The organism is Proteiniborus sp. (assembly GCF_040308045.1).
GTDB lineage: Bacteria > Bacillota > Clostridia > Tissierellales > Proteiniboraceae > Proteiniborus.
On record NZ_JAWRHZ010000056.1, the window covers coordinates 38,147 to 64,237 of the forward strand.

25 protein-coding genes are annotated in these 26,091 nt (G+C 31.4%); 24 read left to right on the forward strand and 1 reads right to left on the reverse strand.

The annotated features are described in order from the left end of the window. From xseA to ABV008_RS11895, 15 genes are all read left to right on the forward strand, one after another. Positions 1 to 1,215, forward strand: a complete 1,215-nt coding sequence (gene xseA / locus ABV008_RS11825; RefSeq protein WP_352420031.1) for an exodeoxyribonuclease VII large subunit — start codon at positions 1 to 3, stop codon at positions 1,213 to 1,215. After that, a complete protein-coding gene (gene xseB / locus ABV008_RS11830) occupies positions 1,196 to 1,456 on the forward strand; it encodes an exodeoxyribonuclease VII small subunit (RefSeq protein WP_352420032.1) in 261 nt (86 codons plus the stop codon). The genes xseA and xseB overlap by 20 nt, the downstream gene beginning before the upstream one ends. Before the next feature lie 12 nt (positions 1,457 to 1,468). Next, the gene (locus ABV008_RS11835) at positions 1,469 to 2,362 is read left to right on the forward strand and encodes a polyprenyl synthetase family protein (RefSeq protein ID WP_352420033.1); all 894 of its coding nucleotides are present in this window, start codon (positions 1,469 to 1,471) and stop codon (positions 2,360 to 2,362) included. 767 nt (positions 2,363 to 3,129) lie between these two features. Further along, entirely contained in the window at positions 3,130 to 3,744 is a 615-nt protein-coding gene (locus ABV008_RS11840) for a CNNM domain-containing protein (protein ID WP_352420034.1), read from the forward strand. Between the two features lie 16 nt (positions 3,745 to 3,760). After that, positions 3,761 to 5,629 (forward strand): 1-deoxy-D-xylulose-5-phosphate synthase, encoded by a 1,869-nt coding sequence (gene dxs / locus ABV008_RS11845; protein WP_352420035.1) that lies wholly within the window; start codon positions 3,761 to 3,763, stop codon positions 5,627 to 5,629. A 16-nt stretch (positions 5,630 to 5,645) separates the two neighbouring features. After that, positions 5,646 to 6,455, forward strand: a complete 810-nt coding sequence (locus ABV008_RS11850; protein WP_352420036.1) for a TlyA family RNA methyltransferase — start codon at positions 5,646 to 5,648, stop codon at positions 6,453 to 6,455. 148 nt (positions 6,456 to 6,603) lie between these two features. Then, positions 6,604 to 7,056 carry an arginine repressor gene (locus ABV008_RS11855; protein WP_352420037.1) on the forward strand — a complete coding sequence of 151 codons (453 nt, stop codon included), beginning with the start codon at positions 6,604 to 6,606 and terminating at the stop codon, positions 7,054 to 7,056. A 16-nt stretch (positions 7,057 to 7,072) separates the two neighbouring features. Continuing rightward, on the forward strand, positions 7,073 to 8,764 hold the full coding sequence (gene recN, locus ABV008_RS11860) for a DNA repair protein RecN (protein WP_352420038.1): 1,692 nt from the start codon (positions 7,073 to 7,075) through the stop codon (positions 8,762 to 8,764). A gap of 250 nt (positions 8,765 to 9,014) precedes the next feature. Beyond that, positions 9,015 to 10,325, forward strand: coding sequence for a SpoIVB peptidase (gene spoIVB / locus ABV008_RS11865; RefSeq protein WP_352420039.1), 1,311 nt, complete (start codon positions 9,015 to 9,017; stop codon positions 10,323 to 10,325). Between the two features lie 173 nt (positions 10,326 to 10,498). Next, a complete protein-coding gene (spo0A, locus tag ABV008_RS11870) occupies positions 10,499 to 11,305 on the forward strand; it encodes a sporulation transcription factor Spo0A (protein ID WP_352420040.1) in 807 nt (268 codons plus the stop codon). Between the two features lie 199 nt (positions 11,306 to 11,504). Next, the gene (gene steA, locus ABV008_RS11875) at positions 11,505 to 12,626 is read left to right on the forward strand and encodes a putative cytokinetic ring protein SteA (RefSeq protein WP_352420041.1); all 1,122 of its coding nucleotides are present in this window, start codon (positions 11,505 to 11,507) and stop codon (positions 12,624 to 12,626) included. Between the two features lie 11 nt (positions 12,627 to 12,637). Next, positions 12,638 to 13,525: a copper transporter gene (locus ABV008_RS11880; protein ID WP_352420042.1), complete on the forward strand. Its 888-nt coding sequence runs from the start codon at positions 12,638 to 12,640 to the stop codon at positions 13,523 to 13,525. A gap of 15 nt (positions 13,526 to 13,540) precedes the next feature. Then, complete coding sequence (locus ABV008_RS11885; protein ID WP_352420043.1) at positions 13,541 to 14,224, forward strand: glycosyltransferase family 2 protein; 684 nt, start codon at positions 13,541 to 13,543, stop codon at positions 14,222 to 14,224. A 4-nt stretch (positions 14,225 to 14,228) separates the two neighbouring features. Then, the gene (locus tag ABV008_RS11890) at positions 14,229 to 15,047 is read left to right on the forward strand and encodes a hypothetical protein (protein WP_352420044.1); all 819 of its coding nucleotides are present in this window, start codon (positions 14,229 to 14,231) and stop codon (positions 15,045 to 15,047) included. A 66-nt stretch (positions 15,048 to 15,113) separates the two neighbouring features. After that, positions 15,114 to 16,145, forward strand: a complete 1,032-nt coding sequence (locus ABV008_RS11895) for a DUF3866 family protein (protein WP_352420045.1) — start codon at positions 15,114 to 15,116, stop codon at positions 16,143 to 16,145. Here ABV008_RS11895 and ABV008_RS11900 read toward each other — a convergent pair. After that, positions 16,120 to 16,260 (reverse strand): hypothetical protein, encoded by a 141-nt coding sequence (locus tag ABV008_RS11900; RefSeq protein WP_352420046.1) that lies wholly within the window; start codon positions 16,258 to 16,260, stop codon positions 16,120 to 16,122. The two genes, ABV008_RS11895 and ABV008_RS11900, sit on opposite strands and share 26 nt — an antisense overlap. Positions 16,261 to 16,338: 78 nt before the next feature. Here ABV008_RS11900 and ABV008_RS11905 point away from each other — a divergent pair, with 78 nt between their 5' ends. The 9 genes from ABV008_RS11905 (at position 16,339) to ltrA (ending at position 26,026) form a co-directional block, all read left to right on the forward strand. Then, on the forward strand, positions 16,339 to 16,896 hold the full coding sequence (locus ABV008_RS11905) for an NUDIX hydrolase (protein WP_352420047.1): 558 nt from the start codon (positions 16,339 to 16,341) through the stop codon (positions 16,894 to 16,896). A 91-nt stretch (positions 16,897 to 16,987) separates the two neighbouring features. After that, positions 16,988 to 17,611 carry a stage II sporulation protein M gene (gene spoIIM, locus ABV008_RS11910; RefSeq protein ID WP_352420054.1) on the forward strand — a complete coding sequence of 208 codons (624 nt, stop codon included), beginning with the start codon at positions 16,988 to 16,990 and terminating at the stop codon, positions 17,609 to 17,611. A gap of 154 nt (positions 17,612 to 17,765) precedes the next feature. Continuing rightward, complete coding sequence (gene xerD / locus ABV008_RS11915) at positions 17,766 to 18,653, forward strand: site-specific tyrosine recombinase XerD (RefSeq protein WP_352420048.1); 888 nt, start codon at positions 17,766 to 17,768, stop codon at positions 18,651 to 18,653. An 82-nt stretch (positions 18,654 to 18,735) separates the two neighbouring features. Next, positions 18,736 to 19,911 carry a phosphopentomutase gene (locus tag ABV008_RS11920; RefSeq protein ID WP_502929782.1) on the forward strand — a complete coding sequence of 392 codons (1,176 nt, stop codon included), beginning with the start codon at positions 18,736 to 18,738 and terminating at the stop codon, positions 19,909 to 19,911. Between the two features lie 11 nt (positions 19,912 to 19,922). Then, entirely contained in the window at positions 19,923 to 20,741 is an 819-nt protein-coding gene (locus tag ABV008_RS11925; protein WP_352420049.1) for a purine-nucleoside phosphorylase, read from the forward strand. Positions 20,742 to 20,755: 14 nt separating this feature from the next. Beyond that, positions 20,756 to 21,583 carry a purine-nucleoside phosphorylase gene (locus ABV008_RS11930; protein WP_352420050.1) on the forward strand — a complete coding sequence of 276 codons (828 nt, stop codon included), beginning with the start codon at positions 20,756 to 20,758 and terminating at the stop codon, positions 21,581 to 21,583. Continuing rightward, positions 21,583 to 22,908 carry a pyrimidine-nucleoside phosphorylase gene (locus ABV008_RS11935; RefSeq protein ID WP_352420051.1) on the forward strand — a complete coding sequence of 442 codons (1,326 nt, stop codon included), beginning with the start codon at positions 21,583 to 21,585 and terminating at the stop codon, positions 22,906 to 22,908. Before ABV008_RS11930 ends, ABV008_RS11935 begins: the two co-directional genes overlap by 1 nt. A gap of 135 nt (positions 22,909 to 23,043) precedes the next feature. Further along, on the forward strand, positions 23,044 to 24,219 hold the full coding sequence (locus tag ABV008_RS11940) for a D-alanyl-D-alanine carboxypeptidase family protein (RefSeq protein ID WP_352420052.1): 1,176 nt from the start codon (positions 23,044 to 23,046) through the stop codon (positions 24,217 to 24,219). Positions 24,220 to 24,742: 523 nt separating this feature from the next. Beyond that, on the forward strand, positions 24,743 to 26,026 hold the full coding sequence (ltrA, locus tag ABV008_RS11945; RefSeq protein ID WP_352420053.1) for a group II intron reverse transcriptase/maturase: 1,284 nt from the start codon (positions 24,743 to 24,745) through the stop codon (positions 26,024 to 26,026). Positions 26,027 to 26,091 lie beyond the last annotated feature (65 nt).

Sequence of the window (26,091 nt, forward strand, 5' to 3'; positions counted from 1 at the left end):
ATGGAATTAAGGCCATTTAAGGTAAGTGAGATAACTCAATATATAAAGAGGATACTTATAGGAGATCCTTTGCTGTATGATGTAAGCGTAGAAGGAGAAGTCTTCAACTTTAAGAATCATTACACTGGGAACATGTATTTTACTCTAAAAGATGAAAAGAGTCGAATAAGATGTGTTTATTTCAGCAACGAAAGAAATGATGATTTTTTCATTCCAAGGGATGGAATGCATGTCACTGTTAACGGCTATGTTTCTTTATTTGAAAGAGATGGCACATATCAATTATACGTAAGAAGCATAAGAAAAAAGGGTATTGGAGAGTTATTTGAAGCTTACGAAAAGCTTAAAAAAAAGCTTGAATCGGAAGGTTTATTCAACACTGAAAACAAAAAATCTATTAAATATTTTCCGAAAAAAATTGGAGTAGCTACATCATCTTCGGGGGCGGCTATAAGAGATATAATCTCAGTTATTAAAAGAAGGATGCCACCTGTTGATATCCTTATATATCCAGTATTAGTTCAAGGAGAAAAAGCGCCTATGGAAATATGCCAAGCTATCAATTACTTTAATACTAGAAAGGATATCGATTTAATTATTGTAGGTAGAGGGGGAGGAAGTATTGAAGAATTGTGGGCATTTAATGATGAAAAAGTAGCAAGAGCTATTTATAACTCAGAGATACCAATAATATCTGCAGTTGGTCATGAGACTGACTTTACTATTGCTGATTTTGTTGCTGATTTAAGAGCCCCTACTCCTTCTGCAGCTGGAGAAGTCGCAGTTCCAGAAATTAAAGATTTAAACTATAGAATAAGCTCGAACCTAACAAGCTTAATTAACTCCTTTAATGCAACTATAAGTACAAGAAATAATGAAATAAAATACATGTATGAAAAGCTTATGTTAAACAATCCTTCTAATGTCTTAAATGAAAACAGACAAAGACTTGACTTAGTATTAAAAGATTTAATTAAAGCAATGGATAAGAGTTTTACTGATAAAAGAAACAAGATAGAGTACTTAGGCAGTAAACTAGATTCATTAAGTCCACTTTCAGTATTAAGCAGAGGATATTCAATAGTAGCAAAAAATAATGGATATGTGATTAAATCAGTTAAAAAGATATTTGCTGATGAAGTTCTAGATTTAATTCTTAGTGATGGAAAAGCTAAAATTAAGATAATGAAAAAAAATGACAATGAAAGTTGGTGATAAATTGGTTAGAAAAAAACAAAGCCTATCTTTTGAAGAAGCTATGCTTGAATTAGAAAGTATTTTATCGAAACTTGAAAGTGGTAACTTAAGCTTAAACGACTCATTAAACGAGTTTAGTAATGGTGTTGAATTATACAAATATTGTTATGAATTACTAAATAAAGTAGAAGGAAAAGTTAAAATAATATTAGAAAAAAATAATGATGATTTCGAGGAATTAGATTATAGTCCTAATTAGTAGGAGGAATTTATGAATATAACAGATGAATTAAATAAATATAAAAGCATAATTGATTCTGAGTTGGAAAAAATAATGCCTAATGAAGATTCATTACAGAAAAAAATTTTTGAAGCAATGAGATATAGTATTTTTGCTGGTGGAAAACGATTAAGACCAATTTTGACATTAAAGACAAGCGAGCTTATTTCAGGCAGTTATGAGGGAGCTCTAAAAATTGCGTTAAGTATTGAAATGATTCATACTTACTCACTAGTACACGATGATTTGCCTCCTATGGATAATGATGACTTTAGAAGAGGAAAACCGACAAACCACAGAGTTTTTGGTGAAGATATTGCTATATTAGCTGGGGATGGGTTACTTAATCTAGCTTACGAAACAATGCTTAAAAGCATACCTCTAAATAGAGAATATTATAAAAGATATATATCGGCCATAAGAGAAGTAAGTAAGGCGGCTGGTGTATTTGGAATGATAGGCGGACAGACGGTTGATATTCAATCTAAAGATGATGTTTTAGAAGAAAAAAAACTTGAATTTATTCATAATAAAAAAACATCTGCATTAATTGAGGCTTCTATAGTATCAGGAGCAATACTGGCAGGTGCTAGCAATGAGCAGATAAATAACCTTAGATGTTATGGACAGGCAATAGGTTTGTGTTTTCAAATAAGAGATGATATTTTAGATAGAATTGGTGATAAAAAAATGTTAGGCAAAAATATAGGTAGTGATGAGACAAATCACAAACTTACCTATTTAAGTATCTATGGTATGGAAAATTCAGTCAGAGAAATTCAAAGACTCAATAAAAAAGCAATAGAATCTTTATCAGTATTTGATGATAAAGAATCCTTGTTTTTAAAAGAATTGGCAAATTATTTAGCTAATAGGAAGAGCTAGAGAAATTGTGGAAATCAAAAATAAAATAAACAAACAATAAATACTGCGTTAATTTCATAGAATATGTTATATTTGATATTTACTAATTATTTGAAATTGAAGATAGTCTATGTTATAATTATTCTAGTCTAGAGTGGTGCAGTATTCTAGTCAGTACAGCTAATTTTGAAGGCGGGGCTAAAAATCCGTCGAAGGGCATATCGATGAAGTTCCTGGTTTCGGCTGCTGACGCCCAGTTGGGGGTCGTTTCTGGGAGTAAGGGGGATGGGGCGATCTGCAATGGCATGCAGGCGATGACCCTACCCTCGTGGAGACCCGGGCAATTTTATACTGCACGGGATTAACCTGCATTGTGGTGCAAGCTACTTGCAGCGTAGCCTGCCTTGAGTGAAATAGGCGGAACATGGTTGTGGCTTTAGATCTCATGGGCCCATGAGAAATAGGCTTTGTCATGGAAACCTATTTTGCAAAAGAGGCTAGAAATTAGTATGACTGTAGAGGAAATCTCCTAGACTGTTCTCACCATGAGAGGTATATTTGGGATTACAGTGCGGACTAAGTGGCAATCTAGCCCTATTTTTGGCGACAATATAGAGATAGGATTAAAGGGAAACCGCTGGACTGGCGACAGACAGTTCTTATCTGGGAAATCCTGCTAGACCTTAAGCCGTAAAATTTACTTAATATACCACCACTTAAATGCTGATAGCTATGGCTATCAGCATTATTTCTATATAAGGTTACTTATTATAACTGGGGGGTATAATTTGTCTAGTAAAAACAAAAAAAATTATAAGAATGAGAATGATATAAAAAAAAGTAATATTAGATGGGTACTAATTATAACACTATGGACTTTTATATTATCAATTAGTGTAAGTATAGTGTCAGAAAGCATACTTAGAAACTTCGATATTATTTTAGCGTTCATAAGCTTAATAATAGTAATTATTTTTGGAGTATTTTTTGATATAATTGGAATTGCAGTAACTGCTTCTGATGAAAAAACTTTTCATTCAATGGCAGCAAATAAAATTAAAGAAGCAAAATATGCAGTTAAGCTTGTTAGAAATGCAGGGCGTGTATCAAATTTCTGTAATGATGTGATTGGAGATATTTGTGGAATAATTAGTGGTGCAGCAGGGACCATAATCGTAATGAAGCTAGTAAGTGAGTATGGATTTAGTAGAATAACACTGATAAGTGTTGTAATGACTGGAATTATAGCCTCGCTTACTGTTGGAGGAAAAGCAATAGGAAAAGAATTTGCAATTAATAAGTCTGACAAGATAATATTTTTTACAGCCAAAATTGTTATGATATTAGATACAAAACTGAGGATTGATGTATTACCAGAATTAAGAAGCTATAAGAACAAATGAAAGTAGGTTGGTAGTAATGAAAAATATTCTTTCGGGATATAATGATTTGAGAGATTTAAAAACCATGAGTAATGATGAACTACATGTTCTTGCAGAAAACATTAGAGAATTGATAATTGATGTTGTATCTAAAAATGGTGGACACTTAGCTTCAAATCTTGGAGTAGTGGAGTTAACAATTGCTCTACACAAGGTTTTTAATAGTTGTTATGATAAAATAATATGGGATGTAGGACATCAATCTTATGTTCATAAGATTCTTACTGGAAGAAAAGATTCATTTAATACTTTAAGAAAATATAAGGGAATTAGTGGTTTTCCTAAGAAAAAAGAAAGCCCTCATGATATTTTTGAAACAGGACACAGTTCTACATCAATTTCTGCTGGATTAGGATATGCCTTATCAAGAGATATTAAGGGAGAAAAGTATAGTGTAGTTAGTGTAATCGGAGATGGCGCTATGACAGCTGGAATGGCCTTTGAGGCTCTAAATCATGCTGGAGATACAAGAACTAGTCTAATAGTAATTTTAAATGACAACGAAATGTCTATTTCTCAAAACGTTGGAGGGTTATCTCAATACTTAAACAAAATCAGAACTGCTCCAACATATTTTAAAGTAAAAGAAGATGTTGAAGCAATTCTAAACAGTATACCGGGTATTGGTAAGCAAGTTTTCAAGACAGCAGAGAGAGCAAAAGATAGTGTAAAATACTTCCTTGTTCCAGGAATGTTTTTTGAAGATCTTGGTTTTAAGTATTTAGGGCCTATTGATGGACATAACATTAGTGATATGGTAAGAGAACTAGAGAGAGCGAAGAAAGTTGGAGGACCAGTGCTAGTCCATGTTGTTACCAAAAAAGGAAAGGGTTATAGGCCAGCTGAAGAAAATCCTGATAAGTTTCATGGCTCATCTCCATTTGATATAAATACTGGTAAGCCCATTAAAAAACCAAATCATCCTTCTTATTCTGATGTGTTAGGAGACACATTAATATGTCTTGCAGAAAATGATGACAGAATAGTAGCAATAACTGCTGCTATGCCTGAAGGTACAGGCTTAAGTAAATATAGAGAAAAGTACAAAAAAAGATTTTTTGATGTAGGAATAGCTGAGCAGCATGGAGTTACATTAGCCGCTGGATTAGCCTCTAATGAATTAAAGCCTTATTTTGTTGTTTATTCCTCATTTTTGCAAAGAGGATATGATCAAGTTCTTCATGATGTTTGTATACAAAACCTCCCTGTTGTTTTCGCTATTGATAGAGCAGGATTAGTAGGGAGTGATGGTGAGACTCATCATGGTATATTTGATTTATCATACCTAACTCATATCCCGAATATATCAATAATGGCTCCAAGGGATAAATCTGAGTTTGTTAAGATGCTTGAGTTTAGCAAAGATTATAATGGACCGTTAGCCATAAGATATCCTAGAGGAGATTGCTATGATATTATTGAAGAAAAACCTAGAACAGAAATAGAATTAGGGAAAGCTGAAGTTTTAACTAAAGGAAAAGATATAGCTCTAATTGCTATTGGGAAAATGGTTGAAATTGGTTATAAAGTTGCAAAAGAGTTAGATAAACAAGGGAAAAATATAACATTAGTAAATGGTAGGTTTGTTAAGCCATTAGACGAGGATTTGATTATAAAAATTGCCAAGGAACACTCTTTCATTGTAACTTTAGAGGACAACGTTAAAACCGGAGGATTTGGCAGTCTTATTAATGATTTGCTAATAGAAAACGGTTACAAAGGCGAAACGTTGAATATTGCTTTTCCTGATGTATTTATTGAACACGGTAGTGTAGATGAATTATTTAAACAATATAATATGGATACAGAAGGAATTCTAAATAAAATATATGAGAAAATTTGGTAAGCCTAGGAGCGATTAGATGAAAATAGAGAAAGAAAGAATAGACACCTTACTTGTAAACAAAAAAGTTGTTGATACTAGAGAAAAAGCAAAGAAATACATTATGGCGGGATTAGTTTATATAAATGACGAAAGAATTGAGAAGCCAGGTACAAAAGTACCTATTGAGAGTAATATTGTTGTTAACGGAAACCCTATTCCGTATGTTAGCAGGGGTGGTTTAAAACTTGAAAAAGCTTTAAACACATTTTCCCTGCAAATTAAAGATAAAGTTGCATTTGATGTTGGAGCATCCACTGGAGGTTTTACCGATTGTATGTTAAAAAATGGGGTGAAAAAGGTTTATGCTATTGATGTAGGTTATGGACAACTAGATTGGAAACTTCAAAACGATAAAAGAGTTGTTGTAATGGATAGGACAAATGTTAGATATTTAGAAAAAGAAGAAATAGAGGAATTGGCAGACTTAGTAAGTGTTGACGTATCTTTTATTTCTTTAAAGCTTGTCTTGCCTAAAATAAAGGAACTAACTACTGAAGATGTAGATATCATTGCATTAATAAAGCCACAGTTTGAAGCTGGAAGAGAGAAGGTAGGCAAAAAAGGTGTTGTTAGAGACATGAAAGTTCATAAGGAAGTAATAAAAGAAATATATGACTTTTGTTTATCAATTGGACTTAATTTTGCAAATTTGACTTTTTCCCCAGTCAAAGGTGCAGAAGGTAACCGTGAATATCTAGCTCATATAGTAAAAGACAATAAGATAAATGTATTTGACATATATAAACAAATAGAGCATGTAGTTAATGAATCTCATGAAGAGTTATAATTTTTAAAATCCAATAGATTTCGGTCTATTTTTTTGTTTTTTCATTTGATATAATAACCATTAGGGGAATAGATACTAAATATTCTTTATATGCTATGGAATCTTTAATAGGTTTTTATGAAAGCCATAGGAAAAGGGGATAGTTAAAATGAAAAAATATGCTAGACAATCTAAAATATTAGAGCTCATTGAGAACAATGAAATAGAAACTCAGGAGGAGCTAGCTGATTACCTAAAAAAACTAGGAATTGAAGTAACTCAAGCAACTGTATCAAGAGATATTAGAGAATTAAGACTTATAAAAGTATTAGCCAAAAGTGGTAAGTACAAGTATGCAGCAATGGGACAAAATGCTGAAGGAACAACTGATAGGTTGATTAAAATATTTAAAAATTCAATTGTTTCAGTTGACATAGCAGGTCATTTATTAGTTGTAAAAACGTTACCAGGAGCCGCTCAAATATGTGGTTCTGCTGTTGACTCCCTAGGAATAGAAGAAATTGTAGGAACAATTGCAGGAGATGATACTATTTTTATTGCAATTAGCAATTCTAATAAGATAGAAGAAATAAGAGAAATATTCCTTAAACTTCTCAGTTAGTTAGGAGGTGAATAACATGCTCCTAGAGTTAAATATTGAGAACTTTGCAATTATTGACAAGATAAGGGTTAATTTTACTAAGGGATTGAATGTATTAACTGGAGAAACAGGCGCAGGAAAGTCAATAATTATTGATGCTATTTCATTAGTTTTAGGTGGCAGAGCTGATAAAGAATATGTTAGGTCAGGATATGAAAAAACTACAATAGAAGCCCTTTTTTCTATTGAGTACATAAAAGATATAGAAGAATTGCTTAAGGAGTATGGTATACAAAATGAAATAGATAATACATTACTTATTACTAGAGAGATATTTAACACTGGAAGAAGTACGTCTAGAATTAATGGCAGAACTGTCACATTAAGTATGTTGAATAATATTACTGACAAATTAATTGATATTCATGGACAACATGATCATCAGTCTCTTTTAAGAAAAGAAAAACATTTAGAATTTATAGACTCACTAGGAGACGAAGAACTGACAAAAAATATAGAAAAGGTAAAAAAAGAATTTGAAAGTCTACAAGTACTCAAAAATAGACTTAAAGCTTTAGCTCAAGATGAAATGGAAAAAGAAAGGAAAATAGATTTACTAAGGTTTCAAATTGAAGAAATAGATGAAGCAAGGCTTGTAGAAGGTGAAGAAGAATCTTTAATTTTAGAACATAATGTATTATCTAATTCAGAAAGTATCATGCAAACTTTATCTGAGGTTTTAACGAGTCTGGATTCGGATTACCGTGGGGAAAAATCTATCATAGATGAACTTAACAATATTTATTCTAACTTATTTAAGATTTCTAAGCATAGCGATAATATTTTCAGCTTTTCAAATATAATTGAATCAATAATTTATCAACTTGAGGATTTGATTAGGGAAATCCGACATTATAAAGATATGGTTGAATATAATCCTGAAAAGCTAAGATTTCTTGATGAAAGATTAGAACTAATAAATAGACTAAAAAGAAAATATGGTAAAACAATAAAAGAAATTCTCGAATATAGAAATGAGGTTAATAAAGATTTAATAGTACTTTTAAATTCTGAAGAAGAAATAAAAGAAATAAGAAATAAAATAGAAAAACTTGAAGCAAATATGAATATTCTCTGTCAGGAATTAACAAAAAAAAGGACATGCATAGCCAAAGAATTTGAGATAGAGATAACAAAAGAACTTAGTGAAGTTAATATGCCAAAAGTCAAGTTTAAGGCTATGATTGAAAAAAATAATTATTTTTCACAGAATGGTTTAGACAAGATTGAATTTTTAATTTCAACAAATCCAAACGAGCCTTTGAAATCATTATCTAAAATAGTATCTGGTGGAGAAATGTCTAGAATCATGCTTGCCATTAAGAGTATTTTGGCTGAAATTGACAAGATACCCACATTAATATTTGATGAAATTGATACTGGAATAAGTGGTAGAACTGCACAAATAGTAGGTGAAAAAATAGCTAAAATATCTAGAAATCACCAAGTAATTTGTATTACACATTTACCTCAAATTGCAGCTTTAGCAGATAGCCATTATTTAATTAGTAAAAAATTTGTAGATGATAAATCAATAACTGAAATACTTAAACTGAATTATGATGAAAGAATAGAAGAACTATCAAGGTTACTAGGTGGAGTTAGTTTAACCGAAACAACTAAGCAACATGCAAGAGAAATGATAGAAATGTCAAAAAAAATAATTTAAAAAATAAGAAAACATCTATATGTATAGATGTTTTCTTATTTTTTGAATTATTTTTAATGTATAATACGGAAATAAAGATTTTACTTTACATTTTAATAAATATTTGTTTCGAATAAATGTAGATTAAAAAGGTCAAATTAATCTTAAAGAACTAATTAAAAATTTAGTCTTCTGCTCATGAAGACTAGTGTTTTTTTGGAGGTGAAGTAAAAGTCACAGGCAAGTGGGAGAGTGATTTTGATTGCGTAATATGCCAAGATACAGAAAGTTATTTTACTTTGCTTTACTCCTAATTATACTAATTTACTCAGTTCAAATGCTAAATATTGCCAATTTCCCTTCTGAGATTGATATTATTAAAGGTGATAGTAGAAATCTGAATATTTTTTTCCCTTTCTCTTTAGAAATAATGGAAGATTCTATTGATATAGTAAGACTCCAAGATTCCAGTAAAATGGGACTTAATGTTGGTCTAAAAAACTCCTATAAATTAGAGTCTACCAATAATGGAATAGCAAAGCTTAAATTCAAACTTCTTGGTATTTTCTCAATAAAAAATATTAAGGTAAATGTAGTTGATCAAACTTATGTAGTTCCAGGTGGCGAAGCTATAGGCGTTAAGTTAAATACTAAAGGAGTACTAGTGGTGGCTACATCAGAGATATCGGGAATAGATGGTAAAATATATAATCCAGCAAAAAAAGCGGGTATAAAAGTTGGGGATTCAATAACTACGATTAATGGCATAAAGATTAAAGATGCAGAACATGTAATTCAATTATTAAATAACATAAAAAGCAATAAAGTTAAAATTGAGATTGAAAGAAACAATGTAAGTTTTGTTACAGAAGTATTACCAGTTAAAAGTAAACAGGATAATAGTTATAGATTAGGTATATGGGTAAGAGATAAGACAGCAGGAATTGGGACTCTAACATTTTATGAGCCAAAAACTAAAAAATTTGGTGCACTAGGTCATGCTATAACTGATGCTGATACTGGCACATTAATGAAAGTTGAAAATGGAGAAATAATGAGGGCAAAAGTTTCGTCTATTGAACAAGGAAAAAAAGGTAGTCCTGGTGAGTTAAGAGGAATGTTTTTTGAAACGGAAGATGTACTAGGTAAAATTGAAAATAATACTGCTTTTGGTATATATGGCATCATTTATGACTATAATAAAATTTTAAAACAGAAAAAGACGATGCCAATTGGTTTTCAAAGTGAAGTTAAGATTGGAAAGGCACATATACTTGCAAATATTGATGGGGATAATATAGAGAAATATGAAGTAGAATTAATTAAAATGGAAAAGCAAAATGTTCCTCAATCCAAAAGTATGGTCATAAAAGTAACGGATAGTAGATTAATTGAAAAAACCGGGGGAATAGTTCAAGGAATGAGTGGAAGTCCTATAATCCAGAATGGAAAAATTATCGGCGCTGTGACGCATGTTTTTGTTAATGACCCAACAAAAGGTTATGGTATATACATTGAATGGATGCTTAAAGAAGCAGGAGTACTCGTTAATAATAATTCTGAGTTTGCAGAAGGTAAATAAATGAACTACAAGAGATAAGGAAGTTTTCCATATCTCTTTTCTTTATGATAAAAAAAGAATAAATCTAAAAAAAAATAAAAAAAAGAAAAGTGAGAAGGAAATATATTACTTTTGTCGAATTTATTAATATGTTCAATTTTTTTGAGAAAAAGATTTCAGGGGGGTAATTTGTTGTGAATAGTGAAAAAATAAGCATATTAATTGCTGATGACAACAAGGATTTTTGTAGCATTCTTAGCGATTATTTAACAACTCAAAATGATGTAGAAGTAGTTGGAATAGCTAAAGATGGGATAGAGGCTTTAGAACTCATTAATGAAAAAAAACCAGATGTATTAGTTCTTGACATTATTATGCCGCATTTAGATGGATTAGGAGTACTAGAAAAACTTAATTCAACTGATTTAGATAAATTTCCTAAGATTATTGTTTTATCTGCCGTTGGACAAGATAAAATTACACAAAGAGCTATTAATTATGGTGCAGATTATTATGTAGTTAAACCTTTTGATTTTGAGATTTTTATGAAGAGAATTAGACAAGTAACTGGAACAACACCAGCAATCATTGAGAGAAGAAAGCAGATGGAAATGCCATCAAGTTTAATTAATACTACAAATGCACATAAAAGTCTTGAAGCCAAAATCACTAATATTATACATGAGATTGGAGTTCCTGCGCATATTAAAGGTTATTTATATTTACGCGAGGCTATAACTATGGTAGTAGATAATATTGAACTACTAAGTGCTGTTACAAAAGAACTATACCCAAATATCGCAAAAAAATTCAATACGACACCAAGTAGAGTAGAAAGAGCCATTAGACATGCAATAGAAGTAGCTTGGAGTAGAGGAAAAGTAGATACAATCAATAATCTTTTTGGCTACACGGTTAATACAGATAAAGGTAAGCCAACTAATTCTGAATTTATAGCGATGGTTGCTGATAAGTTGAGACTAGAGCAGAAGATTTCTTAGAAATAATTTTTATTAATAATTTTCAAAATCTCTTTTTCTTAAATAATAGAAAAAGAGATTTTTTAGTTAACTAATGCTATAAAAAATGTTATTATAAATAATAGTTGTATTTTTCATAAAAGTATTCATATATGAAAGTTGGATAAAATAGAAGTAAGTATTATTTTTGTTGAATTTTCTATTTTTTGGAGGAAATCGAATGTATATAAAAGGAACAATAAAAAAAGATAAAAGAACAAAAAACCTTATTAAAAGACTTAAACCAGGAGATATTGCTATTATAGACCATAAAGACTTAGACGAGATTGCTTCGATCTCCCTTGTCGAATCAAAGGTAAAGTGCGTTTTAAATTTGAATATGTCAGTTAGTGGAAAGTATCCCAATAAAGGACCTTCTATTCTTATTGAGTCTGGAATCATATTATTAGAAAGTGAAAACAAAGAAATATTCGATATTGTTACTGAAGGAGATTTGCTTGAATTAAAAGATGGTATAATAATTTACAGAGATAAAGAAATCGGGACTTATAAAGAATTAAATTCTGAAATAGTTGAAGAATTGTTGAAAGTCGGATATAGTAATCTAGAAAAGGAATTAGATAAATTTATTGAAAATACCCTTGAATATGCTAAGAAAGAAAAAGAATTAGTACTTGAAAAAGGTAACATTCCTAAAATTAAAACGAAAATGACAAATAGGCATGTTTTAGTTGTTGTTAGAGGGAAAGACTATAAAAAAGACTTGATAGCTATTCAGAATTATATAAGTGAAGTTAAACCAATACTAATAGGAGTAGATGGTGGGGGCGATGCCTTATTAGAATTTGGATATATCCCTGATATTGTAATTGGTGATATGGATAGTATTAGTGATAAATGTTTACAATTATCTAAAGAGATAATTGTACATGCATACAAAGATGGAAGAGCACCAGGACTTGAAAGAGTAAAGAATTTAGGACTAGAGGCAAAAATTTTTCCATCTGCTGGTACAAGTGAAGATATTGCATTTTTGCTAGCATATTCATATAATGTTGATTTGATAGTAGCTGTTGGAACTCATAGTAATATGATTGATTTTCTTGAAAAAGGCAGAAGTGGAATGGCAAGTACATTCTTAGTTAGATTAAAGGTAGGATCAAAATTAGTTGATGCAAAAGGTGTTAATATGCTTTATAGAAGTAGTCTTAAGCTAAAATATGTTATTGGTTTAGGAATTGCTGCATTAATTCCGATTATAGTTTTATCACTGATGTTTCCACCAATGAACGAATTAATTAAGTTAATTCAAATTAGATTTAGAATTCTATTTGGATTCTAGGAGGTTATTAAATGCTGACTAATATTAAATATTATGTTTTAACTATTGTTTCTATATTTTTAGCACTTGCTATTGGTATCTATATAGGATTCATGTTTGATGCACAGGATATTTTAATGTCACAAAAAGAAGATATAGTTACTCAGCTTGAAGAGAGATTTGATTACTTGGAAGAAGAAAATAAAATGGTTAAAGAGGAAATAGAAAAAGTAAATAAAGAGAACAATCAAATAAAAGAGTTTAATAGGGCAATTTACAGTGATGTTATAAGGGATAAACTAAATGGAATTAAAATAGCAATTATAGAAACAAGTGATGACTATATATATAAGGGGGTAAGCCAGACTCTGGAATTAGCTGGAGCAGATGTAACATCAATAACAACAATAAAAAACAACTTTTATACTGATCTAGATTTGTTGAAAGAAAACTACGAAGAAGAAAATCAGATTGAAAATGTAGATAATAATATCCCCAATCTTTCAATTGACTCAATAGTACAAGAAATCATAACTGGTCAAAATAACAAGGTTATAGAAACATTTAAGGCAGAAGGACTAATTGATGCTAATGGAGAATACATTACAGCTATTGATTACATAGTATTAGCAGGAGGAAGAAAAGAAAAAGATGATACAAGATTTGATACCATAGATAAAAAAATAATTGATATCTGCAAAAAGGCTAATATTCCTGTTATAGGAATAGAAAAGGAGAGTGTTGATTATTCATACATTGAAAAATATAAAGACAATAGAATTTCATCAGTAGATAATGTGGATACAATCATGGGCAAAGTTGCACTTGTTCTAGCCGTAGATGGGAGACCAGGAAATTATGGGGTAAAACCAAGCGCAGAAAGTTTAGTACCCAATTTAGGTACTACAATTATTGAGTAATAAGGAGAATTAAACATGGATAATACTAAACCTAAAGTTGTAGCAGTAATACCTGTTTATAATGAAGAAAGTTTTATTAAAAACACAATTTCAAATATTAAAAAAATTGATTTAATAGATGAAATAGTAGTTGTGGATGACGGTTCTACAGATAGAACAAAAGAAATAGTTAGTAAATTAGATGTTATTTATATTAGATTAGATAAGAACAGAGGAAAGGGATATGCTATTAGTACAGCTATCAAGAATACTAAATTTGATTATTTAGCTTTAATAGATGGAGATTTAGGAAGGACTAGTGATGAAGTTATAAAGCTAATAACTCCTGCTATAAACAACGAAGCAGATGTAATAATAGCTAGGTTCCAAAAACCCAAAAAAAGAGGAGGGTTTGGATTAGTAAAAAAGCTAGCTAATAGAGGAGTATATTTTTATACCAGTAAAAACATAACCTCTACTTTATCGGGACAAAGGGTTTACAGTAAAAGAGTAATAGATAATATTGACTATATACCTAATAGATTTGGGGTTGAAGTTGCAATGACTATAGAAGCATTAAGAAAAGGATTTACCATCAAAGAAGTTGATGTAGAAATGACACATAGAGAAACAGAAAGAAACCTAGAAGGGTTTATACATAGGGGCAAACAGTTTGTGAATATATTAATTACTTTAATAACTTTAGCATTCAGAAGGTGAATAAATGAGAGTTTCAAACATTATAGTTTTTTTACTTAGTGCATTTTTAAGCTTAATTGCTATCCCTCTAATTTATAATATGCTTTTAACTAATAACTGTATAGAGCTTAATTATAAGAAAAAACAGATTCCTATAGGAATGGGACTTGTTTTCGTTATTGTTCAAACATTTATTATTTTAATGGTTGTCTTATATAGTAAAACTGAGGAGAGTTACATTTTTCTCTATATTATTTCAATACTAATAATTGGGATAGTAGGAATAGTTGACGACTTAATTGGAGAAAAGGAGGTTAAGGGGTTTAAAGGTCATATATCTTCGTTAATAAAAATGAAACTAACAACAGGTGGATTAAAACTCGTAGTTGGAGGCATTGCATCTATTATTGTTTCATTAACCATATCAAAAAATGTAATAGATTTTATTATTAATGTTTTAGTAGTAGGACTTTTTACTAATTTGATTAATCTTTTTGATTTAAGACCTGGTAGAGCTGGTAAAGTATTCATATTTTTATCAATTATACTAATTTTGACTACAAGTTTAAGTAGATATAATTATATTATTATTTCTTTATTAGGTATACTTTTAGTCTATATGCCTTATGATTTAAAAGCAGAATCCATGATGGGGGATATCGGCTCTAATGTATTGGGAATGACTCTTGGGATATTTTGTGCTGGAACACAGTTTATCTGGACAAAAGTATTGTACTTAGTTCTACTAATAATTATTCACATTGTTTCAGAATATTTATCACTTACAGAAATTATTGAAAAAAATAGAATATTGTGCTATATTGATAAACTGGGAAGAAAATAGGAGGTAATTAGACTGATATCATATAGAAATGGGATTGTAAAAAGTATAATTGAATCTGATGATCATGTGACGTGGATTATTGTAGAGGTAGAAGGAGTAAACACTAAAGCCGTTAATTATAACTTTATGACTGGGTATGTGGATATTGGCGATAAAGTTGTTTTAAATACTACAGCAGTAGAGCTTGGACTTGGAACTGGAGGCTACCATTTTGTCATATATAATTATAACAATAAATCTAAGGAAACCTCAGAGGAATTAGGACATATTATGAAATTAAGATACACACCCATACAGCTTAAGTGTCTTGCTGCTGAAGAACAGAAAAGCAAATATCATGATGCATTTAAAGACTTTAAAGACTTAAATGGTTCATTGTATATTGTTGGTACATTACATAGTATGCTAGCACCTATTGCAGCTATGTTAAAGTGGCTTAAACCTGAATTAAACATATCATACATAATGACTGATGCAGGAGCTTTACCCCTACATTTTAGTAAAACAATAAAAATATTGAAAGAAAAAGATATCATAAAAAATACAATTACAGTAGGCCATGCCTTTGGAGGAGACTTTGAATGTATCAATATCTATACTGGCATAATAGCAGCGAAAGTTGCAGCTAAAAGTGATGTTACAATAATAACTATGGGACCAGGTATTGTAGGAACTGGTACTAAATATGGTTTTAGTGGAATTGAACAAGGCTACATTATTGATGCTGTCAATAAATTAGGAGGACAAAGTCTTGCAGTGCCAAGAATAAGTTTTGCAGACAAAAGAGAGAGACATAAAGGTATTAGTCATCATACTTTGACAACATTAAATGAAGTCACAAATACAAAAACTAACTTGGTATTTCCTGTCCTTGACGAAATGCATGCAGAATTTATTAACACGCAAATTAGAGAAAGCAATATGAATAATCAGCACAATATTATTTTCGAAGATGGTAAAGATGTATTAAAGGCTCTAAAACACTACCAGCTCGAAATAAAGACTATGGGAAGGGGTTATTATGATGATGAAGCCTTCTTTTTAACATTAGGGGCTGCAGCAAAAGCAGGTATCAAGCTTTTAGATAATGCTTTATAATTTCTGCTAATGTGGCATTTTCACCATATGTAATTAGCATATTATCAATAGCCTCTATTACTTCGTCTACTTTTCCAATAAAAAACAGATTATTTTTTGATGTAATTTTTATCATTAAAAACAACTCCCTTTTTAATATATAGTAATATATGAACATTTTCATTTTTTATTCCATAAAGGAGGATAAATAATTATGATTTTTGAGGAAAAAACTATGAAAAGTGAAAAGATATATGAAGGTAAGATTTTAACCTTAAGAGTAGATACCGTTGAATTGCCTGATAAAAAATATTCAAAAAGAGAAATTGTTGAACACCCTGGAGGTGTTGCAATTGTTCCAATAACTAATGAAAACGAAATTGTTTTTGTCAAACAGTTTAGAAAAGCAACTGAAACCGTATTACTTGAAATCCCAGCGGGTAAGTTAGAGATTAACGAACATCCTCTTGATTGTGCAATTAGAGAACTCAAGGAAGAGACAGGCTTAGAAGCTAAAAAAATAGAACACATTATTGATTATTTTTCATCTCCAGGCTTTACGAATGAAAAAATCCATATTTTTATTGCAACTGAAGTTATATTTGGAGAAGCTACTCCAGAAGAGGACGAATACATGGACGTTGTAAAAGTAGATATTAATGAAGCTATGGATATGATTAATAATGGTACAATAATAGATGGTAAGACTATAATTGGGATTTTTATGGCTTACGAATCAATGAAAAAAAACAGTAGATCTGAAATTGAATAAAAAAGTAAATATTGCACTGTAATATTATCTCCCGAAGTAGCATATTAATGTATATAGGCTTGTATGAAAGGGGGATATACTTTTTTTGAAGATGAAAGATATTATTTACAAGAACATTAAAGATAACTTTGTAGTATATTTTTTATTAGTTCTTATACTAATGGTGGGAATCTCCGCAGGGGCAATAACTATAAATGTATTAAACAAAGAACAAAGTCAGAGTCTTATAAGTTTTTTAAATTCTTTTTTTAAGGTACTAAGTCAAGAAAAAATCGAGAGTTTTACTTTGCTTAAGCATTCACTAGCTAATAATCTACAAACTATAATATTAATTTGGATTTTAGGGATAACAGTTATAGGTTTGCCTATTATTATTTTTATAGTAGCTTTAAGAGGATTTATTGTTGGATTTACTGTAGGTTTCTTAATAAATGAACTAGGGTTTAAAGGTTTTGCTTTTTCTATGCTAACCATATTACCTCAGAATATTTTTGTAATACCTGGAATTATAGTTTTGGGTTCATTATCGATAAGTTTTTCTAAAAAAATTGTTACAAGCAAAACAAAGCCTGGTATAAAGTTTAGTTTTTTATCTGAGTTAACAAGATATTCACTATTAACATCTCTTTTTTCACTATTGATTATTGTGGGAAGTTTAGTAGAGGCTTATGTAACTCCTATTTTTATGAAACTGTTATTAGGATATGTCATGTAGGTGTTTCATACATGAACTAATAATATATTATGTAATTTTTTTTATAATAGTAATACTTTTTTCTCTCTGATAGGTAAAATAAATAACAATATGAAGGATTTTATAAACAAATGTTGAATTATAACTATACTTAAGATTATAAAGGGGAAATACTATGGACAGCAATATACTAAAGTTTAATGGTTATCTGGAAGTTGAAAAAGAGTTGTCTCAAAATACAATAGAATCTTATATTAGGGATTTAAGGCAATTTAATGCTTATTTGGAGGAAAATAATTTATCTGATATTATTCATGTTAATAAGACATTAATAATAACGTATCTCATGAGTTTACAGAAATCAGGGAAATCTGTTTCTACAATTTCAAGGAATATTGCATCCCTAAGATCTTTTTATCAATTTCTTTTAAATGATGGTATTATAAATAAAGATCCTACTATTAATCTTCAATCGCCTAAACAGGAGAGGAAACTTCCAAGCATATTGACGCCAAAAGAAGTTGAAATATTACTTGAACAGCCTAATTTGAATTGCTCAAAGGGAATAAGAGACAAGGCTATGCTGGAACTATTATATGCATCTGGGATTAGAGTTTCAGAACTCATAGCATTGAATGTAGATGATATAAATTTATATATGGATTACATATTAAGTTCCAGAGACACTCCCAATGAAAGGGTAATTCCAATTGGGAAAATGGCAGTGGATATTTTAAGCTTATACATAGAAAAACATAGAATGAGCTTCGTAAAAGATTGTGATGAGAAATCTTTATTTGTTAATTATCATGGGAAGAGACTTACTAGACAAGGTTTTTGGAAAATAGTGAGAGGTTATACGAATCAAGCTAAAATTAATAAAAATATAACTCCACATACATTGAGACATTCTTTTGCGGCTCACTTATTACAAAATGGAGCTGATTTAAAATCAGTACAGGAGATGTTAGGACATGCTGATATTTCTACAACACAGGTTTATACTTTAATTACAAAAAATAAAATCAAAGAAGTATATAAAAAAGCCCATCCAAGAGCCTAATTCCCACCTTTTTGGTGGGTTATCTTTTCTTTAAAGAACTTATTTGATTTTGGGTATAATATAAGCAGGGAGGATGAGTACTATGATTAAAAACATAACTTTAATTGTTCTAGATAGTGTAGGAATTGGAGAATTACCAGATGCCTATAAATATGGAGATGAAGGCAGTAATACATTAAGCAATATACTTAAGAATTCAACTAATGTTAAGTTACCAAATTTAAATAAACTAGGCCTTGGCTTAATAGAAGGGGTTGAAGGTTTAGAGCATGTAAAAAGTGCAACTGGTAGTTATGGAAGGTTGTCAGAGAGTTCAGTTGGTAAAGATACAACTACAGGACATTGGGAAATAGGAGGTATTATTCTTAGTGAACCTTTTCCTACTTTTCCAAATGGATTCCCAGATGAGTTAATATCTAAATTTGAAAAACTTATTGGAACAAAAAGCTTAGGTAATAAAGTAGCTTCAGGAACAGTAATTATTGAGGAGCTCGGAGAAGAACATATGAAAACTGGATATCCAATAGTATATACTTCGGCTGATAGTGTTTTTCAAATAGCTGCACATGAAAATATTATTTCTATTGAAAGATTATATGAATTGTGTAAAATAGCTAGAAAAATATTAATTGGTAAATATGCCGTAGGTAGAGTTATTGCTAGACCATTTAATGGGAAGCCTGGTGAGTTTTCAAGGACATCTAACAGAAGAGATTTTTCATTAAAACCAGCAGAAAAAACTATGCTTGATATTATTAAAGATGCTGGGCTAGAAGTTATGGCTGTTGGTAAGATTGAAGATATATTTAGTGGACAAGGAATAACCAAAAGTGTTCACACTGTAGATAATATGGATGGAGTAGATAAAACAATAGAATATATTAAAGAACATAAAAATGGATTGATTTTTACTAATCTAGTCGATTTTGATATGAAATATGGCCATAGAAACAATGTAGAAGGTTATGCAAGAGCATTAGAAGAGTTTGATAGTAGGCTTCCTGAAATAATTGATAATCTTAATGAAGATGAAGCTTTAATAATTACAGCTGATCATGGTTGTGATCCTACAACAGTGAGTACAGATCATTCAAGAGAATATGTTCCGATTCTTATATATGGTGACAAAATAAAAAAAAGTATCAATCTTGGCACAAGGAAAACCTTCGCAGATATTGGTGCTACAATACTAGATCTGTTAGGATTAAGTGGATTAAAGAACGGAGAAAGTTTTGCTCATTTAGTATTAGATAAATAGGAGGAGATTTAGTGAATTTAGTAGAAAGAATTAATGAAACCGTTGACTATATAACAAATAAGTTGTCGATAAATCCTAGAATAGGGATAATTCTAGGTTCTGGCCTTGGACCGTTGGCTGATGAAATATCTAATGCAGAAATAATTAAGTATGAGAATATACCGAATTTTCCTACTTCAACAGTGAAAGGTCATAAAGGTCAACTGGTAATTGGAACTTTAGAAGGCAAAAAAATCATTGCAATGCAGGGAAGATTTCACTATTATGAGGGGTATCCTATAGATCAAGTTACCTTTCCTGTAAGAGTTTTGAATGCATTAGGTGTTGAAACTTTAATAATCACTAATGCTGCAGGAGGCGTCAATAAAGAATTTAATCCTGGTAATCTGATGATAATTACTGATCACATTAATTTTACTTTTAATAACCCTTTAATAGGCAAAAATTATGATGAATTAGGACCTAGATTTCCAGATATGTCTCATGCATATGATAAATCACTTATTGATTCGGCTATGAAAGCTGCTGATAAGCTTGACATGAAGATTAAACAAGGTGTATACATGTGGAATTCTGGGCCTACCTATGAAACTCCTGCGGAAGTAAGATTAGCTTCTATTTTGGGTGCTGATGCAGTTGGGATGTCTACTGTGCCTGAGGTCATAGTTGCAGTACATGGAGGAATGAAAGTTCTAGGAATATCATGCATAACCAATATGGCGTCGGGGATATTAAACCAGCCATTAGACCATAGTGAAGTGATAGAAACTTCTGAAAGAGTAAAGAATGATTTTATTTCATTGATTAAAGGAATATTAAAAGAACTGTAATGGAGGAGTTACACGTGAAGAATTTATTAGAAATTATTAATGAAACTAGTTCATATATCAGAGAAAGAATTGACTTTGTGCCCAAAATTGGACTTATTTTAGGATCAGGCTTGGGAACATTAGCTGATGAAATTATAAATCCTATAGTATTTGACTATAAGGATATACCAAACTTTCCAGTTTCTACAGTAGAAGGTCATGAAGGGAAACTAGTATTAGGCGAACTTGAAGGGAAAAAAGTAATTGCTATGCAAGGTAGATTCCATTATTATGAAGGATATTCTATGCAAGAGGTTACACTTCCAGTGAGAGTAATGAAGGCTTTAGGAGTACAGATGTTATTAGTGACTAATGCATGTGGTGGAATGAATAAGGAACTTTATCCAGGAGCACTAATGATAATAGAGGATCACATTAATTTTATAGGCGACAATCCACTTATTGGGCATAACTATGATGAATTAGGACCTAGATTTCCCGATATGTCTTCTGCATATGATAAAGAGTTAATAAAATTGGCAGAAGAGGTTGGTACAAAACTTAATATTGAAACTAGAAAAGGTGTATATGCAGCTATTAGTGGGCCATATTATTTCTCTAGAGCTGAATTAAGAATGCTTAGGAAAATAGGAGGAGACACAATAGGTATGTCAACTGTGCCAGAGGTAATAGTTGCGAGACATGCAGGCTTAAGAGTACTAGGAATATCATGTGTTACTGATATGGCTATAGCTGATGAAATAGTATCTATTAGTCATGAAGAGGTTGTACAGGTAGCGAATGAAACAAGACCAAAGTTTATTAAACTTGTCAAAGGTATACTTAATGAGGTGAAACTATAATGAGAATGTATGACATTATTCAAAAAAAGAGGGATGGCAGGGAACTTTCTACAGAGGAGATTAACTTTTTTATTAATGGATATACAAAAGGAGAAATTCCTGACTATCAAATCAGTGCATTACTAATGGCAATATACTTAAAGAAGATGAATAAAAGGGAAACTGTTGATTTAACAAATGCAATGGTGAATTCTGGTGAAACAGTAGATCTTTCACTTATAGAGGGCATTAAGGTAGATAAGCATAGTACTGGAGGTGTAGGAGATAAGGTTACATTAGCATTAGGTCCTATGGTGGCTGCATGTGGTTTACCATTTGCTAAAATGTCTGGTAGAGGTTTAGGACATACTGGCGGGACATTAGATAAGCTTGAATCTATTAAAGGTCTAAAAACTGGCTTTACTAAGGAAGAGTTTATTGCTATAGTAAATAGGGTTAAGCTATGTATATGTAGCCAAACAGCTAATATTACTCCTGCAGATAAAAAATTATATGCTTTGAGGGATGTAACTGCTACTGTGGACAACATTTCTCTTATTGCTAGTAGTGTAATGAGTAAAAAACTCGCTTCCGGTTCGAATGCAATAGTCTTGGATGTTAAAGTTGGAAGTGGTGCATTTATGAAAGATTTAGAAAGCGCATTTACTTTGGCTAAAGAAATGGTGGACATAGGCACAAGTGTAGACAGAAATACGGTTGCAATAATATCTAACATGGATGAGCCTTTAGGTCGTGCAGTTGGGAACTCAATTGAAGTGAAAGAAGCCATTGAGACCTTAAAGGGAAATGGCCCAGAAGATTTTGTAGAGTTGTGTATAACACTAGGATCGTTTCTATTAGTTTTAGGTAAAAAAGCAAATAACATTGAAACTGCTAGGGATATGTTGACTGAAGTCATTAATAATGGAAGAGCCTATAATAAGCTATTAGATTTTGTTGAAGCTCAAGGTGGCGATGTGAATTATATTAAAAATACTGATTTACTACCAAAAACTTCTAATATATTAGAATTATTAAGTGATAGTGAAGGATATATTAAATCAATTGATGCAGAGGAAGTTGGAAAATGTGCATTAGCTCTTGGTGCTGGAAGAGAGACAAAAGAAAGCAATATTGATTTAGCTGCTGGCATAGTACTAAACAAAAAAGTAGATGATAGGGTGAACAAAGGAGATGTGCTAGCATATTTACATTTTAATGACAATAGAAAATTTGAAGAGGTTAGATTACAGTTGAGAAATGCAATAAAAATTGGGAACAAAAATAGCGAGCATAAAAAAATGATTTTTGGAATAGTAGATGCAAGTGGTATCAAAAAATTGTAATTGAAAATATAAATTGAATAATAGATATGTGGGAGACTAGAATCGTATAGTCTCCTTTTTTTGTAATTTTGAGTCTGAATAAGTTATATTGTTGATGGTTAATATAAAATTAATATTATATGGAAGGAGGACCAAATGAATAAAATAAGAAAATACAAAAAAATTACTAGCATTTCAATCCTTATATTATTAGTTTTTGTTTTGTCAAGTGTTTCATTCAGTGAAGAACTATTCAAATTAGAAGCTAAATCAGCAATACTTATAGACGCCTCCACTGGAGAAATACTTTATGAGAAGAACATCCATGATAAATTGCCACCAGCAAGTATTACCAAAATTATGGTTCTGTTAATTGGAATGGAAGACTTAAGTAGTGGAAAGATTAAACTTGATGATAAAGTGCAGGTAAGTGCTAATTCAGCCAGAATGGGAGGAAGTCAAGTCTATCTAGAAGAGGGAGAGATACAGGTTGTAGATGATCTGTTTAAGGCAATTTGCCTAAGATCTGCTAACGATGCTGCTGTAGCATTAGCAGAACATATATCAGGAAGTATAGATGTATTTGTGCAAAGAATGAATGAAAAAGCAAAGCAGCTTGGTATGTTAAATACTAATTTTAAGAATGCAACTGGACTACCAGATGAAGAGCATTTTACTACTGCATATGATGTTAGCCTTATGTCGAAGGAGCTAATGCGATATCCTAAGATACAAGAATGGTTAACTATATATATGACAGATATAAAAGTTGGGAAGAACAAGGATGTAACACAGACTCTAGTTAATACAAATAAGCTTATTCGTCAGTATCAAGGAGCAAATGGCATAAAAACTGGACTTACCAATGAAGCAGGTCATTGCCTTGCAGCTTCAGCTAAAAGAGGTAATCTATCACTAATAAGTGTAGTATTAGGAGGTCCTACATCAAATAGTAGATTTCAAGAATCTAAACAACTATTGGATTTTGGATTTGCAAATTATGACTCTGTTCCAATATGCAAAAAAAATGAGCTAATAAAAACGATAAAGGTATCAAAGGGAAAAGAGGATCAGGTAAATGTAGTTGCAGGAGAAGACTATAGCTTATTAATTAAAAAAGGCACTTCAAAGGAAATTGAAAAAGAAATTATTATGCCTGAAGTTTTAAAAGCTCCATGTGAAAAGGGTCAAAAAGTAGGTGAGATTATATTAAAGAATAACGGAACTGAGGTAGGAAGAGTTAATCTTATTATAGAAGATACTATTAACAAAGCTTCCATCATTGATATGTTTAAAAAAATAACTACATTATTTCTAGGTGACAATAATTAACAATTCTCAGGATATATTTAGAATATATCCTGGTTTTTATGTTTGACGGGCATGTCATATGTCTAAGGTGAAAGTCCTAAGGGGCGTAGTTACCAACGAACCCAATAGCGACTTGCAAGTTTCACATCGTGAGGTGTGGGAGAGAGGAAGCAATAGCGAAATCGTGGCTTGACGAACAGGAACAGAATACAAGGCGTGATAGGCGGATAAGTTGGCATAAGACAACAAAGTCCAAAAGGTAACCGTAACCCTTAAACGTAAATTCTGCAAGTAAACGAGGAAAGACATATGACTTAACCCGTGAGGTCTCATGAGCGATACAGTAGTAACAACGAATCATGAGAAGTCAGCAGACGTCATAGTAGCTAATTTTTTTTTAGCGAAGGACTGAACAATTAAAGAGCACAATACAAAATGGATGTAGCTTGGATAATCTGATTGATACAGGTGAAAACGTAAAAGGAACCCAAGGTCGCTAAACTAAGATGTTTCTAAGCTAGCAAAAAGGAGTAGAATGCACATTATGACAACTTTACTAGACAAAATTCTTGACCGACAAAATATGTATCAAGCCTTTAAGAGAGTATGCTCAAATAAGGGAACAAGTGGCGTTGATGGTATAACCATTGACGAAATTGACAGATACATCAGAGAAAATTGGCAAGAAATAAAAGTCGAGATGGAAGAAAGACGTTACAAACCACAACCTGTTTTAAGAGTAGAAATTCCAAAACCTAATGGTGGTACCAGAAAGTTAGGAATACCTACAGTCATGGATAGGATAGTACAACAGGCAATAGTGCAAGTTTTAAATCCTATAGTAGATAAAGAATTCTCAGAATTCAGTTATGGATTTAGACCAGACAGAAACTGTGAAATGGCCGTAGTTAAACTACTGGAATATTTTAATGATGGTTATCTATGGGTTGTAGATATTGATTTGGAAAAATTCTTTGATACCGTTCCACAAGACAAATTGATGAGCTTGGTACACAATATCATAGATGACCCTGACACTGAATCACTAATTCGAAAGTTTCATCAAGCAGGGATAATGGATAAAGGTGAATTTCAGCCATCAAAAACAGGGACACCACAAGGAGGAAACTTATCCCCTCTTTTAAGTAACATAATGCTAAATGAACTTGATAAAGAGTTAGAAAGCCGTGGGCTAAACTTTGTACGATATGCAGACGACTGTATCATAACAGTAAAAAGCAGAGTAGCTGCAAAAAGAGTCATGGAATCTGTAACTAACTGGATTGAAAGAAAGCTAGGTCTGAGAGTAAATGCTACAAAAAGCAAAATTACAAGACCAGGTAACCTGAAATATTTAGACTTTGGATTTTGGAAAGATGGAAGAGCCGACCAATGGAAAGCTCGACCTCACCAAGATTCAATTAAAAGCTTTAAAGGGAAACTCAAAGGTCTGACACAAAGGAAATGGTCTATTAGCTTTACAGAGCGACTTGAAAAGCTAAATCAAGTAATAAGAGGTTGGATAAATTATTTTCTGATAGGCTCGATGAAAGGGGCACTAACAGAAATCGATTCGAGACTTAGAACAAGACTTAGAATGATAATTTGGAAGATGTGGAAAGTACCATCAAAAAGACAATGGGGATTACAAAAGCTGGGAGTTAACAAAGATTTAGCGAGATTAACTTCATATTGTGGTGATAGGTACTATTTTGTAGCAACAAAAACCTGTGTATCTAGAGTAATTTCTAAAGACATATTAACCAAAAGAGGGTTAGTTAGTCCATTAGATTACTATGAACACAGACGTAATGTTAGATTTAATTGAACCGCCGTATACGGAACCGTACGTACGGTGGTGTGAGAGGGAAATTTATTTTTCCCTACTCGATT